The organism is Micromonospora sp. CB01531 (genome assembly GCF_001905095.1).
Classification (GTDB): Bacteria; Actinomycetota; Actinomycetes; order Mycobacteriales; family Micromonosporaceae; genus Micromonospora.
The window spans coordinates 16133-31834 of sequence record NZ_LWLS01000097.1 but is presented as its reverse complement, the minus strand read 5'-3'; the positions used below and the strand labels follow the sequence as shown (position 1 = coordinate 31834).

The window sequence follows — 15702 nt, the reverse complement described above, 5'->3', positions numbered from 1 at the left end:
AGTTCCGTCGGCTCGTCCGCCTGGTCGCCCAGCGCGGCGGCGACGCGATCGCTGGGGCTGTCATATCAGACCCCAAGGGCAACCATTGTGCATGTTCCGTGACCACAGAAAGGGTGGGGCGTAACCTATCGACGGCGACCAAACCTGGTCCAGGCCACGCCGAAGCTCAGCGCTGCGGCGCTCCCTGCGGCAGGCCGAGGTAGAACCCTCTGCCTGCCGAAAAGTCATCCGCGCAGGTCACGCGGCGTGTTGGGACTGGTGCACGGTGCCGTCGAGGCGGGCGCGGCGGCGGAAATCCAGGCGTTCTACCGTTGCTGATTCTGTAGTCGGATGTCAGCAATCCCGGCCTTTCGGCTGGGAAGGTCCGTAACGGTGTCACCGGAGCGCGGGTTGCGTTTCGGTGTCCTGATGACGGTCTCGCGTTTCCTGCTGCCGTTGGTATGGCAGGGTTGCGCCACCTGCCCGCCCACCCGCAGCCTTGCGGCCACGGGTGGTGGCGCGGGTCTTACGGTCGGCTCCACGCGGTTTCGACGTTTGCACGCCCGGGTCTCCGGCCACTCCGGTACCCGTTGTTGCTGCCGTCGCGAGGGCGGCGAGGTTGCGGGCTGCGTTCTCGTCCCGGTCGATAACCAGACCGCAGGCGTCGCAGGTGAACACTCGCACGTGCAGCGGCAGCTTGGCTTTCACTGTGCGGCAGCGCGAGCAGGTTTTCGACGACGGGTACCAACGGTCAGCGACCACGGTGGTACCCGTTGTCCAGTCGTTCTTGTAGGCGATCTGCCGGCGGATCTGCCCGAATCCCGCGTCGGCGATCTTGCGGGCCAGGCGCCGGTTGCGGAGCATCCCGGCCACGTTGAGGTCCTCGACCACGACGGTGCCGTACTCGCCGGTGATGCCGGTGGTGAGCTTGTGCAGGGCATCAGCGCGTAGATTCGCCACCCGATGGTGCACCCGGTTGCGGTCGGCGTTGGCGACCGCCCACCGCTGGGACGGCTGCTGCCCGGTGCGCCGATCCGGACCCCGACGGCGGGACACCCGCCGGGACAGCCGCTTGAGCTGTTTGACCGCCCCGTCGTAGTACGCCGGGTTCGGCACGAACCGCACCAGCCCCTGGCTGTCGGCGATCACCGCGAGGCATTTCACGCCCAGGTCCACCCCCGCCGCCACATCCCGGCGTGCCGGAGCGCGATCGGCGCGTTGGATCTCGACCTGGAAGGAGCAGAACCACCGGCCGCGGTCGAACTTGACGGTGGCGGACAGGATGCGGGCGGTGCCGTTGCCGATACGGCGTTGCAGCTTGCGGGTGGACTCGTGGGTGCGGATCGTCCCCAGCCGCGGCAGCGTGACGTGCCGCCGGTCCGGCTCCACCCGGATGGCGCCGGTGGTGAACCGGCAAGCGAGCCGGGCGGTGTGCTTGGACTTGGGTCGGGGCAAGCCCACGCGCTTGCCTTTACGCTGCCCGCGCTTGGACGTGGCGTAGTTGTCGAACGCCGCCGCCGCGTTCGCCAAACCCGTGCCGTACGCCTCCTTGGAGTTCTCCTCCCACCAGCCGGCAAACCGCGGGTCGGTCTTCTTGACCTCGTTGAACACCTTCCGCAACGCCAGCAGCGACCACGGCCGCCACGGCGTCAACTCGTCCTCGGCGACGCCGTACGAGGCCTCCGCCTGCCGCTGCCACCACGAGCCCATCACCCACGCCACGGCCCAGTTGTAGGCGGCGCGAGCCGCACCACAATGCGACCGCAGCCGCTGCTCCTGCCCGGCGTTCGGATCCAACGCGAAACGGAACGCCTGGACCACGAAACCAGGACGCGGCTCGAACTTCCTCACACCAACGGCTCCCCGCCGGTCGCGGCGGCCAGAGCACGGGCGGCACGGCTCGTACCTGCCCGCTGCCCGTACAGCCGGACACACATCGACGTCAACACATCGGCCATGTCCTCGACCACGTCGCTCGTGGACTCCACCGGGTCCAGAACCACCAGACGACGCCCAGTCGCAGCGAGCGCGGCCTGCAGGTCCTCCACCCCGAACCGGGCCAGCCGGTCCTCGTGCTCGACCACGATCACCGCCACAGTCGGATCGGCGAGAACGCGATGCAGCCTACGGCGCTCGCCGTTCAGACCCGAGCCGACCTCAGTCACAATCTCCGCCACGGCGAGGCCCAGGGCGTTTGCCCCCGCCACCACCCGCACCGTCTAGCGGTCCAGGTCACCCCTCTGATCGCTGGACGACACGCGGCAGTAGGCGACCACACGACCGGCCGCGGACCGCGCCTCCTCCACGACCCACGTACCAGACGGCACCCGACGCACAGGAACAGGCATCCTGCCGTCCCTCACCCACCGCCAAGCCGTCTGATAGGACACACCCTGCTCACGCGCCCAATCTGACAGCTTCACACCCACACAATACATGGAAATGTTCGACTATTACTGCCCATATAACCAGGACCTGTTGCCGACCCCTGCCCGGGTCGGTGATCGGCGTGGGGGAGCGGACGCAACGGACTGGCGTTGGCGGTGCCTTGGTGAGGCCGGTGGGAGTGGTAGAAGCCCTCGAACTCTCTCAGGACGTGGAGGAGATGCCGCTGGTTCCAGGTCAGGGGGCGTCCAGGAGTTCACGCCGGCAGGCCTGTACCCAGCGTTCCATGATCGAGTTCATGCCGGGCATCCGGACGCCGCTGAGCACGACGTCGATGCCCGCGTCCTTCAGGACGGCGTCGAACAGGGCCGGGAACTTCCCGTCACGGTCCCGGATCAGGAACCGGGCCCTGCCGCCGGCGTCCTCGAGATCCATGATCAGGTTCTTCGCCGCTTGCGTCACCCACGTGGCGGTCGGGTGCGCGGCCGCGCTCAGGACCCGGACGCGTCGGTTGGCGTGCTCGGTCACGGTGAGCACGTTCAGCCGCGCCCCGGGTCAGGGTGACGGTCTCGGAGAAGTCGCACCCGGCAGGGCGTTGGCCTGGGAGTGCAGGAAGTTGGCCGACGTGCCGCGGGCGCGTTCGGGCGCCGGGGCTATCCCGGCCTCCTGCAGGGTTTCCCATAGGTGGACCGCGGCCACCTTGATGCCGAGCACGAGCAGTTCGCCGTGGAGTCGGCGATATCCCCAGCTGGGATTCTTGCGCGCGAGGCGCAGCACCAGGGCGCGGATCGAGTGCACGGGCCGCGGCCGGCCGGGGCGCTTGGGCCGAGACCGAGCCGCGTGGCGGCGTGCGAGCAGGTCGCGGTGCCGGCGCAGGGCTGTGCCCGGGCGTACCAGTAGCCGCGGCCGACGCAGCACGTCCCACGGGAACCGGTGCAACAGCGCCACCACGAACGCGCGATCGCTCAGGCTAAACCGCGCCCTGCCGTGGCGATCACCGGCTGCGCGAGAGCCCAGCGCAAGCAATCGGGACCGACGTGCCGTCCACCCCACGCACCGGCTCCGACCAGGGCGGATGAGGTTGGCAATGTGAGTAGTGCGAATGCCTGACATATCGGGCTTAGTGCAGAGGTCGGGAGTCAGGGCCGGCTGCCGATCTCGGTCACTCCTGCGGTCCCGCGACTGTCGCGCCTGCCGTCCGGAGTGCGGGACAACCCGCGAAAGTTGGGTGGTCCTCTTTTCAGGTCATCATACATCTGCTAACAATATGCCTCGCCATCCAGGCCGCACCCGGGTCGGTGGCGACCGTCCTGCACAGCGCAGCCGCCTGAACCCACAAGGTCCATAGGCTGAGCCCGAATCTGAGCGGAGGTGGTTCCCGTGGTCGAACAGCGCCAACTCGGCGGCATGAAGTCGATTGCCCGACGGACACTCGTCGAGGACGCGACGGACCAGCTCCTGGCTCAGATCAAGGACGGCACGTGGAAGGTCGGCGACCGACTGCCGACGGCGTCGAAGCTAGCCGAGGCGCTCGGCATCAGCCGCTCACCCATCCGTGAGGCGACTAGGGCCCTGGTGCACGCCGGCCTGCTGGAGACACGTCAGGGCGACGGCACGTACGTCATCGCCGTCAACGAGGCCAACGGTGCGCTGGCGCGCCGGGCCAGGCAGGCCGAGAGCACGGAGATCATCGACGTCCGACGTGGCCTGGACGTGGCCGCGGCCGTGGCAGCGGCCCTGGCGAGGACGACCGATGACCTCGAGGACCTCGCCGACATCCTCGACCGCCGGCGACAGGCCGCTGCCAGGGCGGACGAGGACAAGTTCGTCGCGCTGGACCTGGAGTTCCACCTCGGCGTCGCCAAGTCCGCCCACAACAGCATCCTCTTCGACATCTACCACGGCCTGCTTGGCGCGATCCGGGCAAGCATGAAGGTCAGCCTCTACCTCGGCCCGAACCACCTCTCCCACGACCACGAGGACCTGCTCGAAGCGATCCGCGGGCGCGACCCCGGTCTCGCGGCGGGCGTCGCCCTGGGAATTCTCAACGAGCAGGACCTCATCGTGGGGAACCAGCCCGGCAACCAGCCCACCTAGCCCGCGGAGGACATCGCGCCGCGATCCGGCGCAGTCTGCACCGGTTGGCCCGGGACATGCGCCACGGGTGACCCGGCGCGGGTCCGGTCGACCTCGACGATCTCCATCTCGGTGATCGTCCACCGCACCACCCGGTGCCTGGTGCGCGCTGCTGCGCGGACCCACCCATCCCTGTCCACCTGTGCCGCGTCAGGCGGCAGAGCCGGAGCATGTGAATTGAGAACTCGACTTCAGGCGCGCTACGTGCTTGGCCACGACGGCCGCGACCACGCCATCCACCGGGACGCCTCGGTGGTCTACGAGGACGACCGGATCCTCCACGTGGGACCAGGCTGGTCAGGCGAGGTCGACGAGACGATCGAGCTGGGTAACTCTCTCATCGTGCCGGGCCTCATCGACCTCGACGCGGTCGCCGACCTCGACCACATCATCCTCGACTCCTGGGGCGACCCGGAGGTCCGCAAGGGCCACCAGTGGTCGGCCGACTACTTCACGAACCACCGCCGTGACGTCTTTACTCGTGAGGAGCGCAGGCTTATCCGGCGGTTCGCCATGGCGCAGCTGCTCCTGCACGGCGTGACCACTGCCATGCCGATCGCGTCGGAGGTGCACAGCTCGTGGGCGGAGACCTACGACGACTTCGTCGACATGAGTGAGGAGGCGCTGGAGCTCGGCCTGCGGATCTACCTCGGCCCGAGCTACCGCGCCGGCGTGCACGTCACCCGCGAGGACGGAACGCCGGACGTCATGTGGTCCGTCCCCAACGGCGAGCAGGGTCTGGAGGGTGCCCGGCGGTTTGCCGAGTATGCCGTGGGCCTGCCCGAGCTGGTCCAGCCGGTGTTCGCGCCGTGCCGGATCGAGACCATGACGGCCGACCTGCTGGCCAAGACCGCCGACCTGGCGACCGAGATGGACCTCCGGGTCCGGTTGCACTGCATGCAGAGCATGCGCGAGCTGGAGCTGGTCAACGCCACCCACGGGTCGACGCCGCTGGACCTGCTCGAGAAGGTGGGCCTGCTCAACGAGCGGCTCCTCGTGCCGCACGGCAAGTACTTCAGCCTGGCCTCGGGTGGCCGGCCCACAGATCCCGAGCTGCGCCGGTTCGCCGACTCGGGTGCCGCGCTCGTGCACACACCCATCACGGAGGCGCGCCTCGGCTACACGATCGACAGCTTGGACCGCTACCTCGACGCCGGGGTCACCATTGCCCTCGGCTCCGACTGCTTCCCACCGGACCTGGTGCGCGGGATGGAGCTGTCGAGCAACCTCGCCAAGATCATGGAGGGCCGCCTCGACGCCGGGTCCGCCGCGGACCTGATGCGGGTGGCCACCACCGGCGGTGCCAAGGCCCTAGGTCGCTCGGACCTGGGCCGACTCGCACCGGGGGCGCAGGCGGATGTAACCGTCTTCGACTTCGACGCCGTGACGGTCGGGATGGTCGAGGACCCCATCAGGACGCTGCTGATGCACGCCTCCGCGCGTGACGTCAGCATGACGGTCGTCGCCGGCCGGACGGTCATGCGCCACGGGCAGATCCCCGGACTCGACCTCGTCGGCCTGCGCCGCGAGGCCCAGTCCCTCTTCGACCGAATGAAGAGCTGCTACCCCGAGCGGGACGTCCAGCACCGGGACGTCGCCACCTTGTTCCCACCCACCTTCGAGTCCCTCCCCTGATCCGTCGTACTCCCCCCATGCCCCCTCAGGGCGGCGACAACATGAAGTTCCAAGAAGGAGTTTCCATGCGCAGTACTCCGAAGATCAGAACGGTCGGCCGCGCGCTCGTCGGCCTCCTGGTCGGTGCCGGCACCCTGAGCGCCTGCACCGCCGGTGGCCCGGGCAATGGTGCGGCGGGCGATGCCGCGAAGAGTTCCCTCGTCGTCGCCTACTTCGGCCAGCTGGACACACTCGACCCGGTCGCCACGCGGACCCAGACCGGGTACGTCATCCAGAACATGTACGAGACGCTCGTGGCCCACGACGACTCCAACAAGCTGGCCGGAAAGCTGGCTGAGGAGTACAAGGTCGCGCCGGACGCGAAGTCGATCTCGTTCAACCTGCGGAAGGGCGTCAAGTTCCACGACGGCAGCCCGCTGACGGCGGCCGACGTGAAGTACTCGATCGAGCGGTACCGCGTGGTCGGCAGTGGTGTGGCTGGCTACCTCAGTGACTACGAGTCGGTCGAGATCAGCGACGACCAGCACTTCACGATCCGCCTGTCCAAGCCCAACGCGATCTTCCTCGACTGGCTCTCGCTCGTGTACATCGTGAGCGAGAAGATCGTGAAGCCGAACGAGGGCACCGACCACGCACAGGCCTGGCTGCAGAGCCACGAGGCCGGCACCGGTCCGTACTCGCTGGAGGGGAAGCAGACCTCCGGGGACATCGTGCTCGACCGCTACGCCGACTACTGGGGCTTCGACGACAAGCGTGCGGGCGGTGTCGTCTTCAAGCGCATCGACCAGAGCGCGACGCAGAAGCAGTCCCTCCTCGACGGCAGCATCGACGTGGCCTTCGGGCTCAACGCGGCCGATGCCGAGTCGCTCAAGGGCACCAAGGCCAAGGTGGACAGCCTGACGGCGCCGAGCTCGGACTACATCTACCTGAACTCCCAGTACGGCCCGACGGCCAACCCGGCGGTCCGTGAGGCGCTGCAGCTCGCGTTCGACTACCAGGGCGCGCTCCAGAACATCCGTCGCGGACACGGCCAGATCTCCAAGGGCCTGCTGCCCAACTCGCTGCCCTGCATGCCTGCAGGCGAGGAGCGCAAGCAGAACCTCGACGAGGCCCGCAAGGTGTTGGCGGATGCAGGAATCAGCAACCTGACGCTGACCCTGAACTTCCAGCCCGTGGTGCCGCTCGCGACCGAGATGGCCACGCTCTTCCAGTCGAACCTACGCGAGATCGGGGTGAAGCTCAACCTCGTTCCCATCGGCTTCCCCGACTACCTGGCGAAGCTCAGCGACCCGAAGAAGATCCCGCAGATGATGCTCGCCCTCGAGGGTGTGCCGATGCCGGAACCGGGTGCGGCGCTGTTCCAGCAGTACACGACGGACCACATCGGCACCACGAACCGGTCGGCCTACAGCAACGTGTCCGTGGACGCGACGCTGGCCGAGGCGGCCAAGACGGCGGACACCACCGCCCGGTGCGACCTCTACACGAAGGCCGAGACGCAGATTCTCAAGGACCGCCCGGTCCTGAACCTGCTTAGCGTGGACTCGATCGTGGGCTACCGCGACGGCATCTCAGGCGTGCACCTCAACCCCGACGCCCGGCCGATCCGGGTCAGCGACCTGCGACTCGGGTAACGGGTACGGCCATGTGGATCGTTCGTCTCGTCACGAAGCGACTTGCACTGGGAGTCGTCACGCTGACCGCCCTGGCTGCCATCGTCTTCTTCATCAGCACGCTGGTTCCGGGTGACCCCGCGCGGGTTGCGGTCGGGGAGAACGCGACCCCGGACCAGATCGCCGCGGCACGGGAACGGCTGGGGCTCGACAAGCCCGTCGTGATGCAGTTCGTCATGTACCTCGGGCGGATGGTGCGAGGCGACCTGGGTGTGTCGATCTCGACCCACTCACCGGTCTCGAGCGGTCTGGCAGCAGCGCTGCCCACGACCTTCGAGCTGGTCCTGCTGGCCATCCTCCTCATGGTGGTGGTAGCGCTGCCGACCGCGACGATCGCCGCGCTTCGGCAGGGTCACCACGTCGACACGGGGCTGCGGACCAGCGCCGTGTTCGCAGCGGGGATCCCGACCTTCTGGTTGGCCCTGTTGGCCCAGTTCATCCTGGCCGGCAAGCTGCAGATCCTGCCCATCTCGGGCGCGGTCTCGCGTCAGTACGTGGTCCAGCACCACACCGGATTCATGCTGGTCGACTCCACGATCTCCGGCGGTCTGGCCGCCGGCTGGGACGCCTTCCAGCACCTGCTCATGCCGGCCTCGGTCCTGGCGGTGCTGTTCGGCGCCCAGCTGTTCCGCGCACTGCGGACCGAGATCATCCGGGTCCTGTCCCGGGAGCACATCGCGGTGGCTCGGGCCAAGGGTGTGCCTCGGCGGATCCTGGTGCTCAACCACGTGCTCCCGAATGCCGTGGGGCCGGCCATCACGATCCTCGGCGTCCAGTTCGGGATGATGGTGGGTTCCGCGGTGCTCGTGGAGTCGATCTTCGCGCTGCCGGGACTCGGGTCGTACCTGACCAACGCCGTCAGCTCCGCCGACATCAACGCACTGCTCGGAGCAGTCCTCGTCACGGGTGTGGTCGTGGTGCTCGCCAGCCTGCTGGTCGACGTGCTGCAGGCCCTGCGTGACCCAAGGGTCCGAGCAGCCCAGAACGGAGGCCGACGATGACGCAAACCGCAACCGCAACCGCCGCCGCACCGCGCGTCCGGCCCTGGCGCCGGCCCCTGAAGCGGCTCGTGCAGGTGCGCGGTGTCGACCGGGTGGTGGGCATCATGGCCATCTGCCTGGTCCTGCTGGCCCTGGTGGGGCCCTACCTCGCGCCGCACGACATCCTCGCCTCCAACATCTCGGCCGCCTCGCTGCCTCCGGGCAGCGGGCACCTGCTCGGCACCGACGAGCAGGGACGCGACGTGTTGTCCCGGGTCCTGGCCGGCGCGAGGCTCAGCATTCTCGGGTCGATGGCCGTGGTCGTGGGCTTCTCCATCATCGGTGTCCTCGTGGCCGCGCTGGCCACGATCGGGGGCTCGGTGGTGGACGAGGTGCTGATGAGGATCACCGACGCCGGACTGGCCGTGCCCTCCATGGTGCTGAGCCTGGCGCTGTCTGCGGCGCTCGGGCCCAGCCTGCGGTCGGCGATGATCGCCATGGTCGTCACCGGCTGGCCCTACACCGCCCGGCTCCTGCGCACGATCATGCGTGAGACGATGACCCTGCCATTCGTCGAAGGGGCCCGCATCCTGGGCGTCTCCCGCCGGAGGCTGATGTTCAAGCACGTCATCCCGAACTCGCTCGACGTCCTCATCGTCAAGTGGGCCGGAGACGTCGGCAACACCATCCTGGTGCTGGGAGCCCTGTCCTTCCTCGGCGTCGGTGCGCAACCACCGAGCGTCGAGTGGGGCGCCATGATCGCCTCGGCCCAGGCGTACGTCTCCACGGCATGGTGGGCGGCATTCACGCCCGGCATGGCCATCACGATCACCGCCGTCACGTTCGGGCTCCTGGGCGAGTCCCTCCAGCTGCGGCTGAACCCCGAGGTGCGCCGGCACGCGGCCCGAAGCGGAGGATCGCAGTGACAGTGAACCAGCTCAGCGCGACGTCCACCGATCCGGCGCTGCAGGTCTCCGACCTCTGCGTCGACGTGGACACGCCCGCCGGTCGCATCCGGCTGCTCGACGGCGTCTCGCTGTCGGTGCGCTCCGGCGAGCGCCTGGCCGTGGTCGGCGAGTCCGGCTCCGGCAAGTCGGTCATGGCCCGATCCATCCTGCGGCTGGACGACAGCTTCCACCTGTCCGGCAGCATCAAGGTCGACGGCACCGAACTCGTCGGGCTGCCCGAACGCCGGATGGAGCGCCTTCGTGGGTCGAAGGTCGGCATGGTGTTCCAGGACCCGCTGGGAGCCCTGAACCCGTTGTGCACCATCGGCGAGCAGGTCACCGAGCCGCTTCGCGTCAGGGGCGTGCGACGCCCGGAGGCGGAGCGCGCGGCCATCGCGATCCTCGGCGAGCTCGGCGTGGCCAAGGCGGCGCAGCGGATGCGGGCGTACCCGCACGAGTTCTCCGGCGGTATGCGCCAGCGCGTCGTTCTCGCGATGGCGCTCATCGCGGAGCCGGACCTGCTCATCGCGGACGAGCCGACGACCGCCCTGGACGTGCGGGTGCAGGAGCAGGTCATCGACCTGCTGCACGAGGTCTCCACGGAACGCGACCTCGCCGTCATCCTCATCACCCACGACCTGGGCATCGTGGCCGGCTTCGCCGAGCGCGTCGCGGTCATGTACGCCGGGCGCAAGATCCAGGACGACGCCGTGGGCAGGTTGTTCGCGGAGCCCGCGCATCCCTACGCACGTGGGCTGATCGAGGCCGTGCCTCGTCTGGATCAGAAGATGCAGCGGCTGGTCGGGATCCCCGGAGTGCCGCCACACCCGGGCGCTCGCCCGTCGGGCTGTGCCTACCACCCCCGGTGCCCCCACCGGATGGAGCAGTGCGAGGTCGAGGTGCCCCGTGAAAATCCCCTGGCCACGGGTGGCCTGGTCGCCTGCCACCTGTACCCGGCCGACAGGAGTGCGCAATGACCATTCTCGAAGTCCGATCCCTCTCCAAGTCGTTCGGACGTGGCCGGCAGCGCTTTACGGCGTTCGACGACGTCAGCTTCACGGTGGAGGAGGGCACGATCACCGGGCTGGTGGGCGAGTCCGGCTGCGGCAAGACGACGATCATCCGGTGCATCATGGGCCTGGAGTCCTACGACTCCGGCGAGATCCTCTTCGACGGTCGCTCGCTCGACAAAACCGGCTTCAGCCACCGGCGTGAGCTGTCCAAGGACATCCAGCTGGTGTTCCAGGACCCGACGGCGAGCCTGAACCCGCGCATGCTGGTGGAGGAGCTCATCTGCGAGGGCATGGTCGTCCACGGGCTGCACGGCAGTGCCGGCCAGCGACGCGACGAAGCCGCGCGGCTGCTGGAGATGGTCGGCCTGGCCGCACGTGACCTGTCGCGGTACCCCGGGTCGTTCTCGGGAGGCCAGCGTCAGCGTATCGCCATCGCGCGAGCGCTCGCCGTCAAGCCCCGGCTGCTCGTCTGTGACGAGCCGGTGTCGGCCCTGGACGTCTCGGTGCAGGCGCAGGTGCTCGGCCTGCTCGTGGACATGCAGCGAGACCTCAACCTGTCGATGCTGTTCGTCGCCCACAACCTCGCGGTGGTCAAGCAGGTGTGCTCGTCGGTGCACGTGCTCAACGCCGGCAGGATCGTCGAGTCCGGCGACGCCGACACCATCCTCGAGCACCCCCAGGACGCCTACACCCAGTCCCTGCTCGAGGCGGTGCCGGTGCCCGACCCCGGGGTGGCGCAGGCTCGCCTCGCGGTCCGGCTGTGGGAACGATCGGCCCGCCGAGCCGAGACCGAGGCGGTGTTGTGACCGCGCAGCCGTCGCCCGTACCTGTGGGGTCGTGGACCGGGCAGCACCGTCCGCTCTGGTCGATCGACCGGGCGTCCCTCCCGGAGCGGACGAGCGTGAAGTGGCGCGCCCACCCGGCCGACGTGCTGCCCCTGTGGGTGGCGGAGATGGACACCGCGCCACCCGGGCCCGTCGTGGGCGCGCTCGAGGCGGTCATCCGCACCGGAGACATCGGCTACGCCTGGGCCGAGCCCTACGTCGACGCAGTGGTCGACTACGCCGCCGGTCGCTGGGGCGTCCACATCGCTCGTGAACAGGTACGCACCGTGGCCAACATCGTGGCCGGCCTGACCGAGCTGCTGCGTACGCTTCGGGGCGACGGTGAGGTGCTCGTCAGCACCCCGGTCTACGGGCCACTGGCCCAGGCCGCCCTCGAGGCGGGTCGCACGGTCCGTCCCGTCCCCCTCGCAGCGAATTGGCGGCTCGACCTCGCGGCGATCGAGGACGCATTCGCCACGGCGCCCCAGGCCGCCGGCAGCTGCGTCTACGTGCTGTGCAACCCGCACAACCCCACCGGTGTCGCGCACACCCGCGCCGAGCTCGAGGCGCTCGCCGCCGCGGCGCGCCGGTTCGGGGTGCGGGTGGTGTCCGACGAGGTGCACAGCCCCCTGTCGCTCACCGAAGCCGGCCACACGTCATACCTCGACGTCGCCCCGGACTCCGACGCCATCGTCCTCTTCTCCGCCTCGAAGGCCTGGAACATCGCCGGCGCCAAGGCGGCGGTGGCGATCGCCGGGACCGGCGCGGTCGACACGCTCGAGCAGCTCCCCCTGTCGCTGTCCCGGGGTGCCAGCCACCTCGGTGTCGTCGCGCAGCTCAGCGCCCTGCGCGACGGGCAGGACTGGCTCGACGCCCTGGTCCTCGACCTGCGCGCGGCGCGCGAGCGGTTGGTCGAGGCGGTGGCCACCCACCTTCCCGACGCGGAGGTGGTCCGGCCGGAGGCCTCGTTCCTGGCGTGGGTGGACTGCCGCCGGCTGGGGCTCGGACCCGACCCGGCGGCGTACTTCCTTGACCACGCGCGCGTGGCACTGAGCAGCGGCCTGGAGTTCGTGGCCGGTGGCGAGGGCTTCGTGCGACTCAACTTCGGCACCCATCCCGACCTCGTCGAGGCCGCGGTCGAACGGATGGCGGCTTCCCTCTCGTGACTCTGGCCCGCCGGCGGGCCTGCCCTGATCTGCTTCTGAAAGGACGACGACAATGAGACTCGGCAGTGACGCACTCAAGCTGCCCGGTGCTGGACGGCTCACCCCGGTGGAGCAGCTGCAGCAGGCGTCGGACCGAGGCCTGCACGGCCTCTACTTCCGGTCGATGCTGCACCTGAGCCCCACGCTCGACCCCGGCTACCTCGCCGAGGTGCGGGACTGTGCCGCGGACCTCGGGCTCTACCTCGAGGCCGGCCTCGGCAAGACCAATCCGTATGCCCTGGCCGAGAGCCCGGAGATCCGCGCGCTGGGCGACGGCGACACGCTGTTGGGCTTCCGGCGGATCATCGAGGCGGCGTCGCAGATGGGCGTCCTCGAGCTCTGGTCAGCCACTGGTGGCATCAAGGCGTTCCCGGGATACCACATGTACGACCGGTTCCGGACCGACGTGCCGTGGCCCGAGCAGCTCGAGGGCATCGAGCGCCTCCTGAACCGGCTGGCGCCGATCGCCCGCGACGCCGGGGTGCACATCAACCTCGAGACCCACGAGGAGATCTCGTCCTTCGAGCTCGTGCGGCTGATCGAGGCGGTGGGCGCTGACGTCGTCGGCATCACCTACGACACGGCGAACCCCCTGCAGCGCGGCGAGGTGCCGGAGATGACCGCCCGCCGGGTCGCGCCCTACGTGCGGCAGACGCACATCAAGGACGCCGTCCTGGTGCGCAGCCACGACGGGTTCAAGTACCAGTCGCGTCCCAACGGCCAGGGCCTGGTGGACCTCGACGTGATCCTCCCGATCCTCGCCGAGCACAACCCCGACCTCACCCTCTCGCTGGAGGTTGCCTTCGTCCGCACGCCCGAGCTCACCTTCCCCGAGCTGGCGAGCCAGGACGTGCGCAGCCGGGTCGAGCTGTACGACCCCGTGTGGCGGGCGGCACACCCGGACCTCACCGACGAGGAGCGGACCGAGTACATCCGACTGGGCAACGCCTTCAGCGACCGGGTGGACGCGGGCGAGGTGCTCGGATTCGACGAGTTCGACAGGCGCCCGTGGGGCGAGGAGGAGTGCTGGGCCTGGGTCGACGAGTCGTTGGCCTACGTCCGCGGCGTCTGCGAGCGCCAGGGCATCGCATTAGTGGGGCCGGACGAGGTCCGCGCCGCGCGGGCTGCCGACCGTGGCTGACGACGGGCCGGCGATGCGCCTGCTGCTCGTCAACTGCAACACGTCGACGACGGTCAGCGACCGCCTCCAGGCGGTCGCCACGTCCGTGGCCGCGCCGACCACCAGCATCACGGTGGCGACTCCCGAGTTCGGTGCGGAACGCGTCGTCGGCTTCTACGACAGCTTCGTCAGTGCTGCGGCCAGCCTGCAGGTTATGTCCCGCTTTCGGGGGCAGTGCGACGGCGTGGTCATGGTCGGCTTCGGCGAGCACGGGCGCGAGGGCGCGCGGCAGCTCATGGACGTCCCGGTGGTGGACATCACGGAGGCCGGGATGATGGCGGCCTGCCTCCTCGGCACTGACGTCGGCATCCTCGCCACGTCCGAGCAGGCAGTCGGCCCGATCCGGGAAAGCGTCAGGGCCATGGGCCTATCGTCACGGCTGCACGGTGTGCGGGTGGTGCCGGGAGCATCTCCGGCCGAGCCGGAGGCGTTCGTGGGGGGCGCCGAGGCACTCCTCGCCGAGGGCGCGGATGTCGTGCTGCTCGCGGGTGCGGAGATGCTCGCCGTCCAGGAGGCGCTCACCCGACAGTGTTGTGTCCCGGTCGTCGACCCTCTCACGACCGCGGTCAAGTGGTGTGAGTCGCTCGTGCACCTCTCGCTCAGCACGAGCAAGCACCGTGACTACCGTTGGGAGCACGGGAAGGTGCTGTCGCTCGAGTAGCGGCGTTCGAGTCTGCCCTGCCCCGGGTGTTCCCTGACTGTCCCCGGGGCGAGCGTCGACGACCCGGTCGAACTGGGCGTGGACCGCGGCAGCGTCGGGCTGGTCGTAGCTCGAGTGCAACAGCGCCTTGACCCACCCCCACGAGGATCTGTCACTCCTGAAGGAGTGGGGCCGTGTCAACCTCTGTCGGCGTACGGGTTCCGCTACAGAGTCAGGTACGCGCTGACGGTGCCTGTACGCCGACAACCCCCTCTTGGTCGGACTGCTGCGACCGGTTTGTGCGTATTCCCGGCTCCGTGCAGGCAAACGCCGTAAGGGGTCGGGGTCAAGACTCGACCGGAGGTCGACCGCGTCAGCGGCTTGGTCTTGACGCCGATCCCGTGCGGCGCAGAATCGGTGCGCCGGGGAGACTCACTGGTGAAGTTGTGGGGTGGCCGTGTTCTTCACCGTCCGGTAGTGCGGACGCTTTGGCAGCCCGGGGGTCCCGGTGCCGGTCATTCCTTCGCCACGCAGGTCTGCCCAGGTGGCATGAAGTGACACGGCCGCGGCCAGGCGGGGTCAATCAGAATCACTCGACCACGCCGGCGGGGGTCAGACAGACAACGACCTCGCGCCTGGCCCGCCGGGACTGGGGTGTTTCTTGCCGGTCGGGTGGCCAGGCAGCGGACGTGTCCGTCGCGGAGGCCGTAGAAGACGAGGGTGAGTAGCTCGCGGGCGGCGGCGACCTTGGCGATGTTGTTGCCGCGCCGGCAGCCAGCCGGGCCTTGGTGGCGGCGAGGGGCCCGTGGCGGACGCGCTGGGCGGCCTCGACCGCAGCCCAGCGGACGAGGTTGTTGCCCTGCTTGGCCATGCGTCCGCGGTGGACTTTCGTGTCCGACTCGCGGTGCCGGGGTGTCATGCCGGCCTAGGAGCACAGCTGCTGCGGGCGGGTGAAGCGGTTGAGGTCGCCGTCTCGGCGACGAACACCGCGCCCAGCACCGGACCCACGCCGGGTTGGGCCTGGGTCGCACGCCCGCGTGGTGCTTGAACTCGGCGTTGATCCGCTTGCCGACCTGGTCGATCTCGCCGAAGGTGTACGCGTCGA

General features: G+C 69.2%; 14 protein-coding genes and 1 pseudogene. 10 read left to right on the top strand and 5 right to left on the bottom strand.

The window, feature by feature from the left end; translation table 11 throughout:
* Positions 1-375: 375 nt before the first annotated feature.
* From tnpB to A6A27_RS30070, 4 genes and pseudogenes are all read right to left on the bottom strand, one after another.
* Positions 376-1830 (bottom strand): IS607 family element RNA-guided endonuclease TnpB, encoded by a 1455-nt coding sequence (tnpB, locus tag A6A27_RS30085; RefSeq protein WP_073838021.1) that lies wholly within the window; start codon positions 1828-1830, stop codon positions 376-378.
* A pseudogene (locus A6A27_RS30080) lies at positions 1827-2402 on the bottom strand (IS607 family transposase). The gene tnpB and the pseudogene A6A27_RS30080 overlap by 4 nt, the downstream one beginning before the upstream one ends.
* A gap of 199 nt (positions 2403-2601) precedes the next feature.
* The gene (locus A6A27_RS46360) at positions 2602-2892 is read right to left on the bottom strand and encodes a hypothetical protein (protein WP_241825519.1); all 291 of its coding nucleotides are present in this window, start codon (positions 2890-2892) and stop codon (positions 2602-2604) included.
* Between the two features lie 27 nt (positions 2893-2919).
* Positions 2920-3315 carry a hypothetical protein gene (locus A6A27_RS30070; protein WP_073838020.1) on the bottom strand — a complete coding sequence of 132 codons (396 nt, stop codon included), beginning with the start codon at positions 3313-3315 and terminating at the stop codon, positions 2920-2922.
* A 429-nt stretch (positions 3316-3744) separates the two neighbouring features.
* Here A6A27_RS30070 and A6A27_RS30065 point away from each other — a divergent pair, with 429 nt between their 5' ends.
* The 10 genes from A6A27_RS30065 to A6A27_RS44555 all read left to right on the top strand — a co-directional run bounded on the left by A6A27_RS30065 (position 3745) and on the right by A6A27_RS44555 (position 14618).
* A complete protein-coding gene (locus tag A6A27_RS30065) occupies positions 3745-4461 on the top strand; it encodes a FadR/GntR family transcriptional regulator (protein WP_198940510.1) in 717 nt (238 codons plus the stop codon).
* A gap of 216 nt (positions 4462-4677) precedes the next feature.
* Positions 4678-6135, top strand: a complete 1458-nt coding sequence (locus A6A27_RS30055) for a chlorohydrolase family protein (RefSeq protein WP_073838018.1) — start codon at positions 4678-4680, stop codon at positions 6133-6135.
* Positions 6136-6200: 65 nt separating this feature from the next.
* Entirely contained in the window at positions 6201-7769 is a 1569-nt protein-coding gene (locus A6A27_RS30050; protein WP_073838017.1) for an ABC transporter substrate-binding protein, read from the top strand.
* Positions 7770-7780: 11 nt separating this feature from the next.
* Entirely contained in the window at positions 7781-8809 is a 1029-nt protein-coding gene (locus tag A6A27_RS30045) for an ABC transporter permease (protein WP_073838016.1), read from the top strand.
* A complete protein-coding gene (locus tag A6A27_RS30040; RefSeq protein WP_073838015.1) occupies positions 8806-9714 on the top strand; it encodes an ABC transporter permease in 909 nt (302 codons plus the stop codon). Before A6A27_RS30045 ends, A6A27_RS30040 begins: the two co-directional genes overlap by 4 nt.
* Positions 9711-10712, top strand: coding sequence for an ABC transporter ATP-binding protein (locus A6A27_RS30035; RefSeq protein WP_198940509.1), 1002 nt, complete (start codon positions 9711-9713; stop codon positions 10710-10712). The genes A6A27_RS30040 and A6A27_RS30035 overlap by 4 nt, the downstream gene beginning before the upstream one ends.
* Positions 10709-11554 (top strand): ATP-binding cassette domain-containing protein, encoded by an 846-nt coding sequence (locus A6A27_RS30030; RefSeq protein WP_073838013.1) that lies wholly within the window; start codon positions 10709-10711, stop codon positions 11552-11554. The genes A6A27_RS30035 and A6A27_RS30030 overlap by 4 nt, the downstream gene beginning before the upstream one ends.
* Positions 11551-12738 (top strand): MalY/PatB family protein, encoded by a 1188-nt coding sequence (locus tag A6A27_RS30025; RefSeq protein WP_143194245.1) that lies wholly within the window; start codon positions 11551-11553, stop codon positions 12736-12738. Before A6A27_RS30030 ends, A6A27_RS30025 begins: the two co-directional genes overlap by 4 nt.
* A gap of 52 nt (positions 12739-12790) precedes the next feature.
* Positions 12791-13918 carry a sugar phosphate isomerase/epimerase family protein gene (locus A6A27_RS30020; RefSeq protein ID WP_073838012.1) on the top strand — a complete coding sequence of 376 codons (1128 nt, stop codon included), beginning with the start codon at positions 12791-12793 and terminating at the stop codon, positions 13916-13918.
* Positions 13911-14618 carry an aspartate/glutamate racemase family protein gene (locus A6A27_RS44555; RefSeq protein WP_158074091.1) on the top strand — a complete coding sequence of 236 codons (708 nt, stop codon included), beginning with the start codon at positions 13911-13913 and terminating at the stop codon, positions 14616-14618. The genes A6A27_RS30020 and A6A27_RS44555 overlap by 8 nt, the downstream gene beginning before the upstream one ends.
* Positions 14619-15186: 568 nt before the next feature.
* Here the strand turns inward: A6A27_RS44555 and A6A27_RS47755 are convergent.
* Positions 15187-15516, bottom strand: coding sequence for a transposase (locus tag A6A27_RS47755; RefSeq protein WP_073838011.1), 330 nt, complete (start codon positions 15514-15516; stop codon positions 15187-15189).
* Positions 15517-15702: the final 186 nt, after the last annotated feature.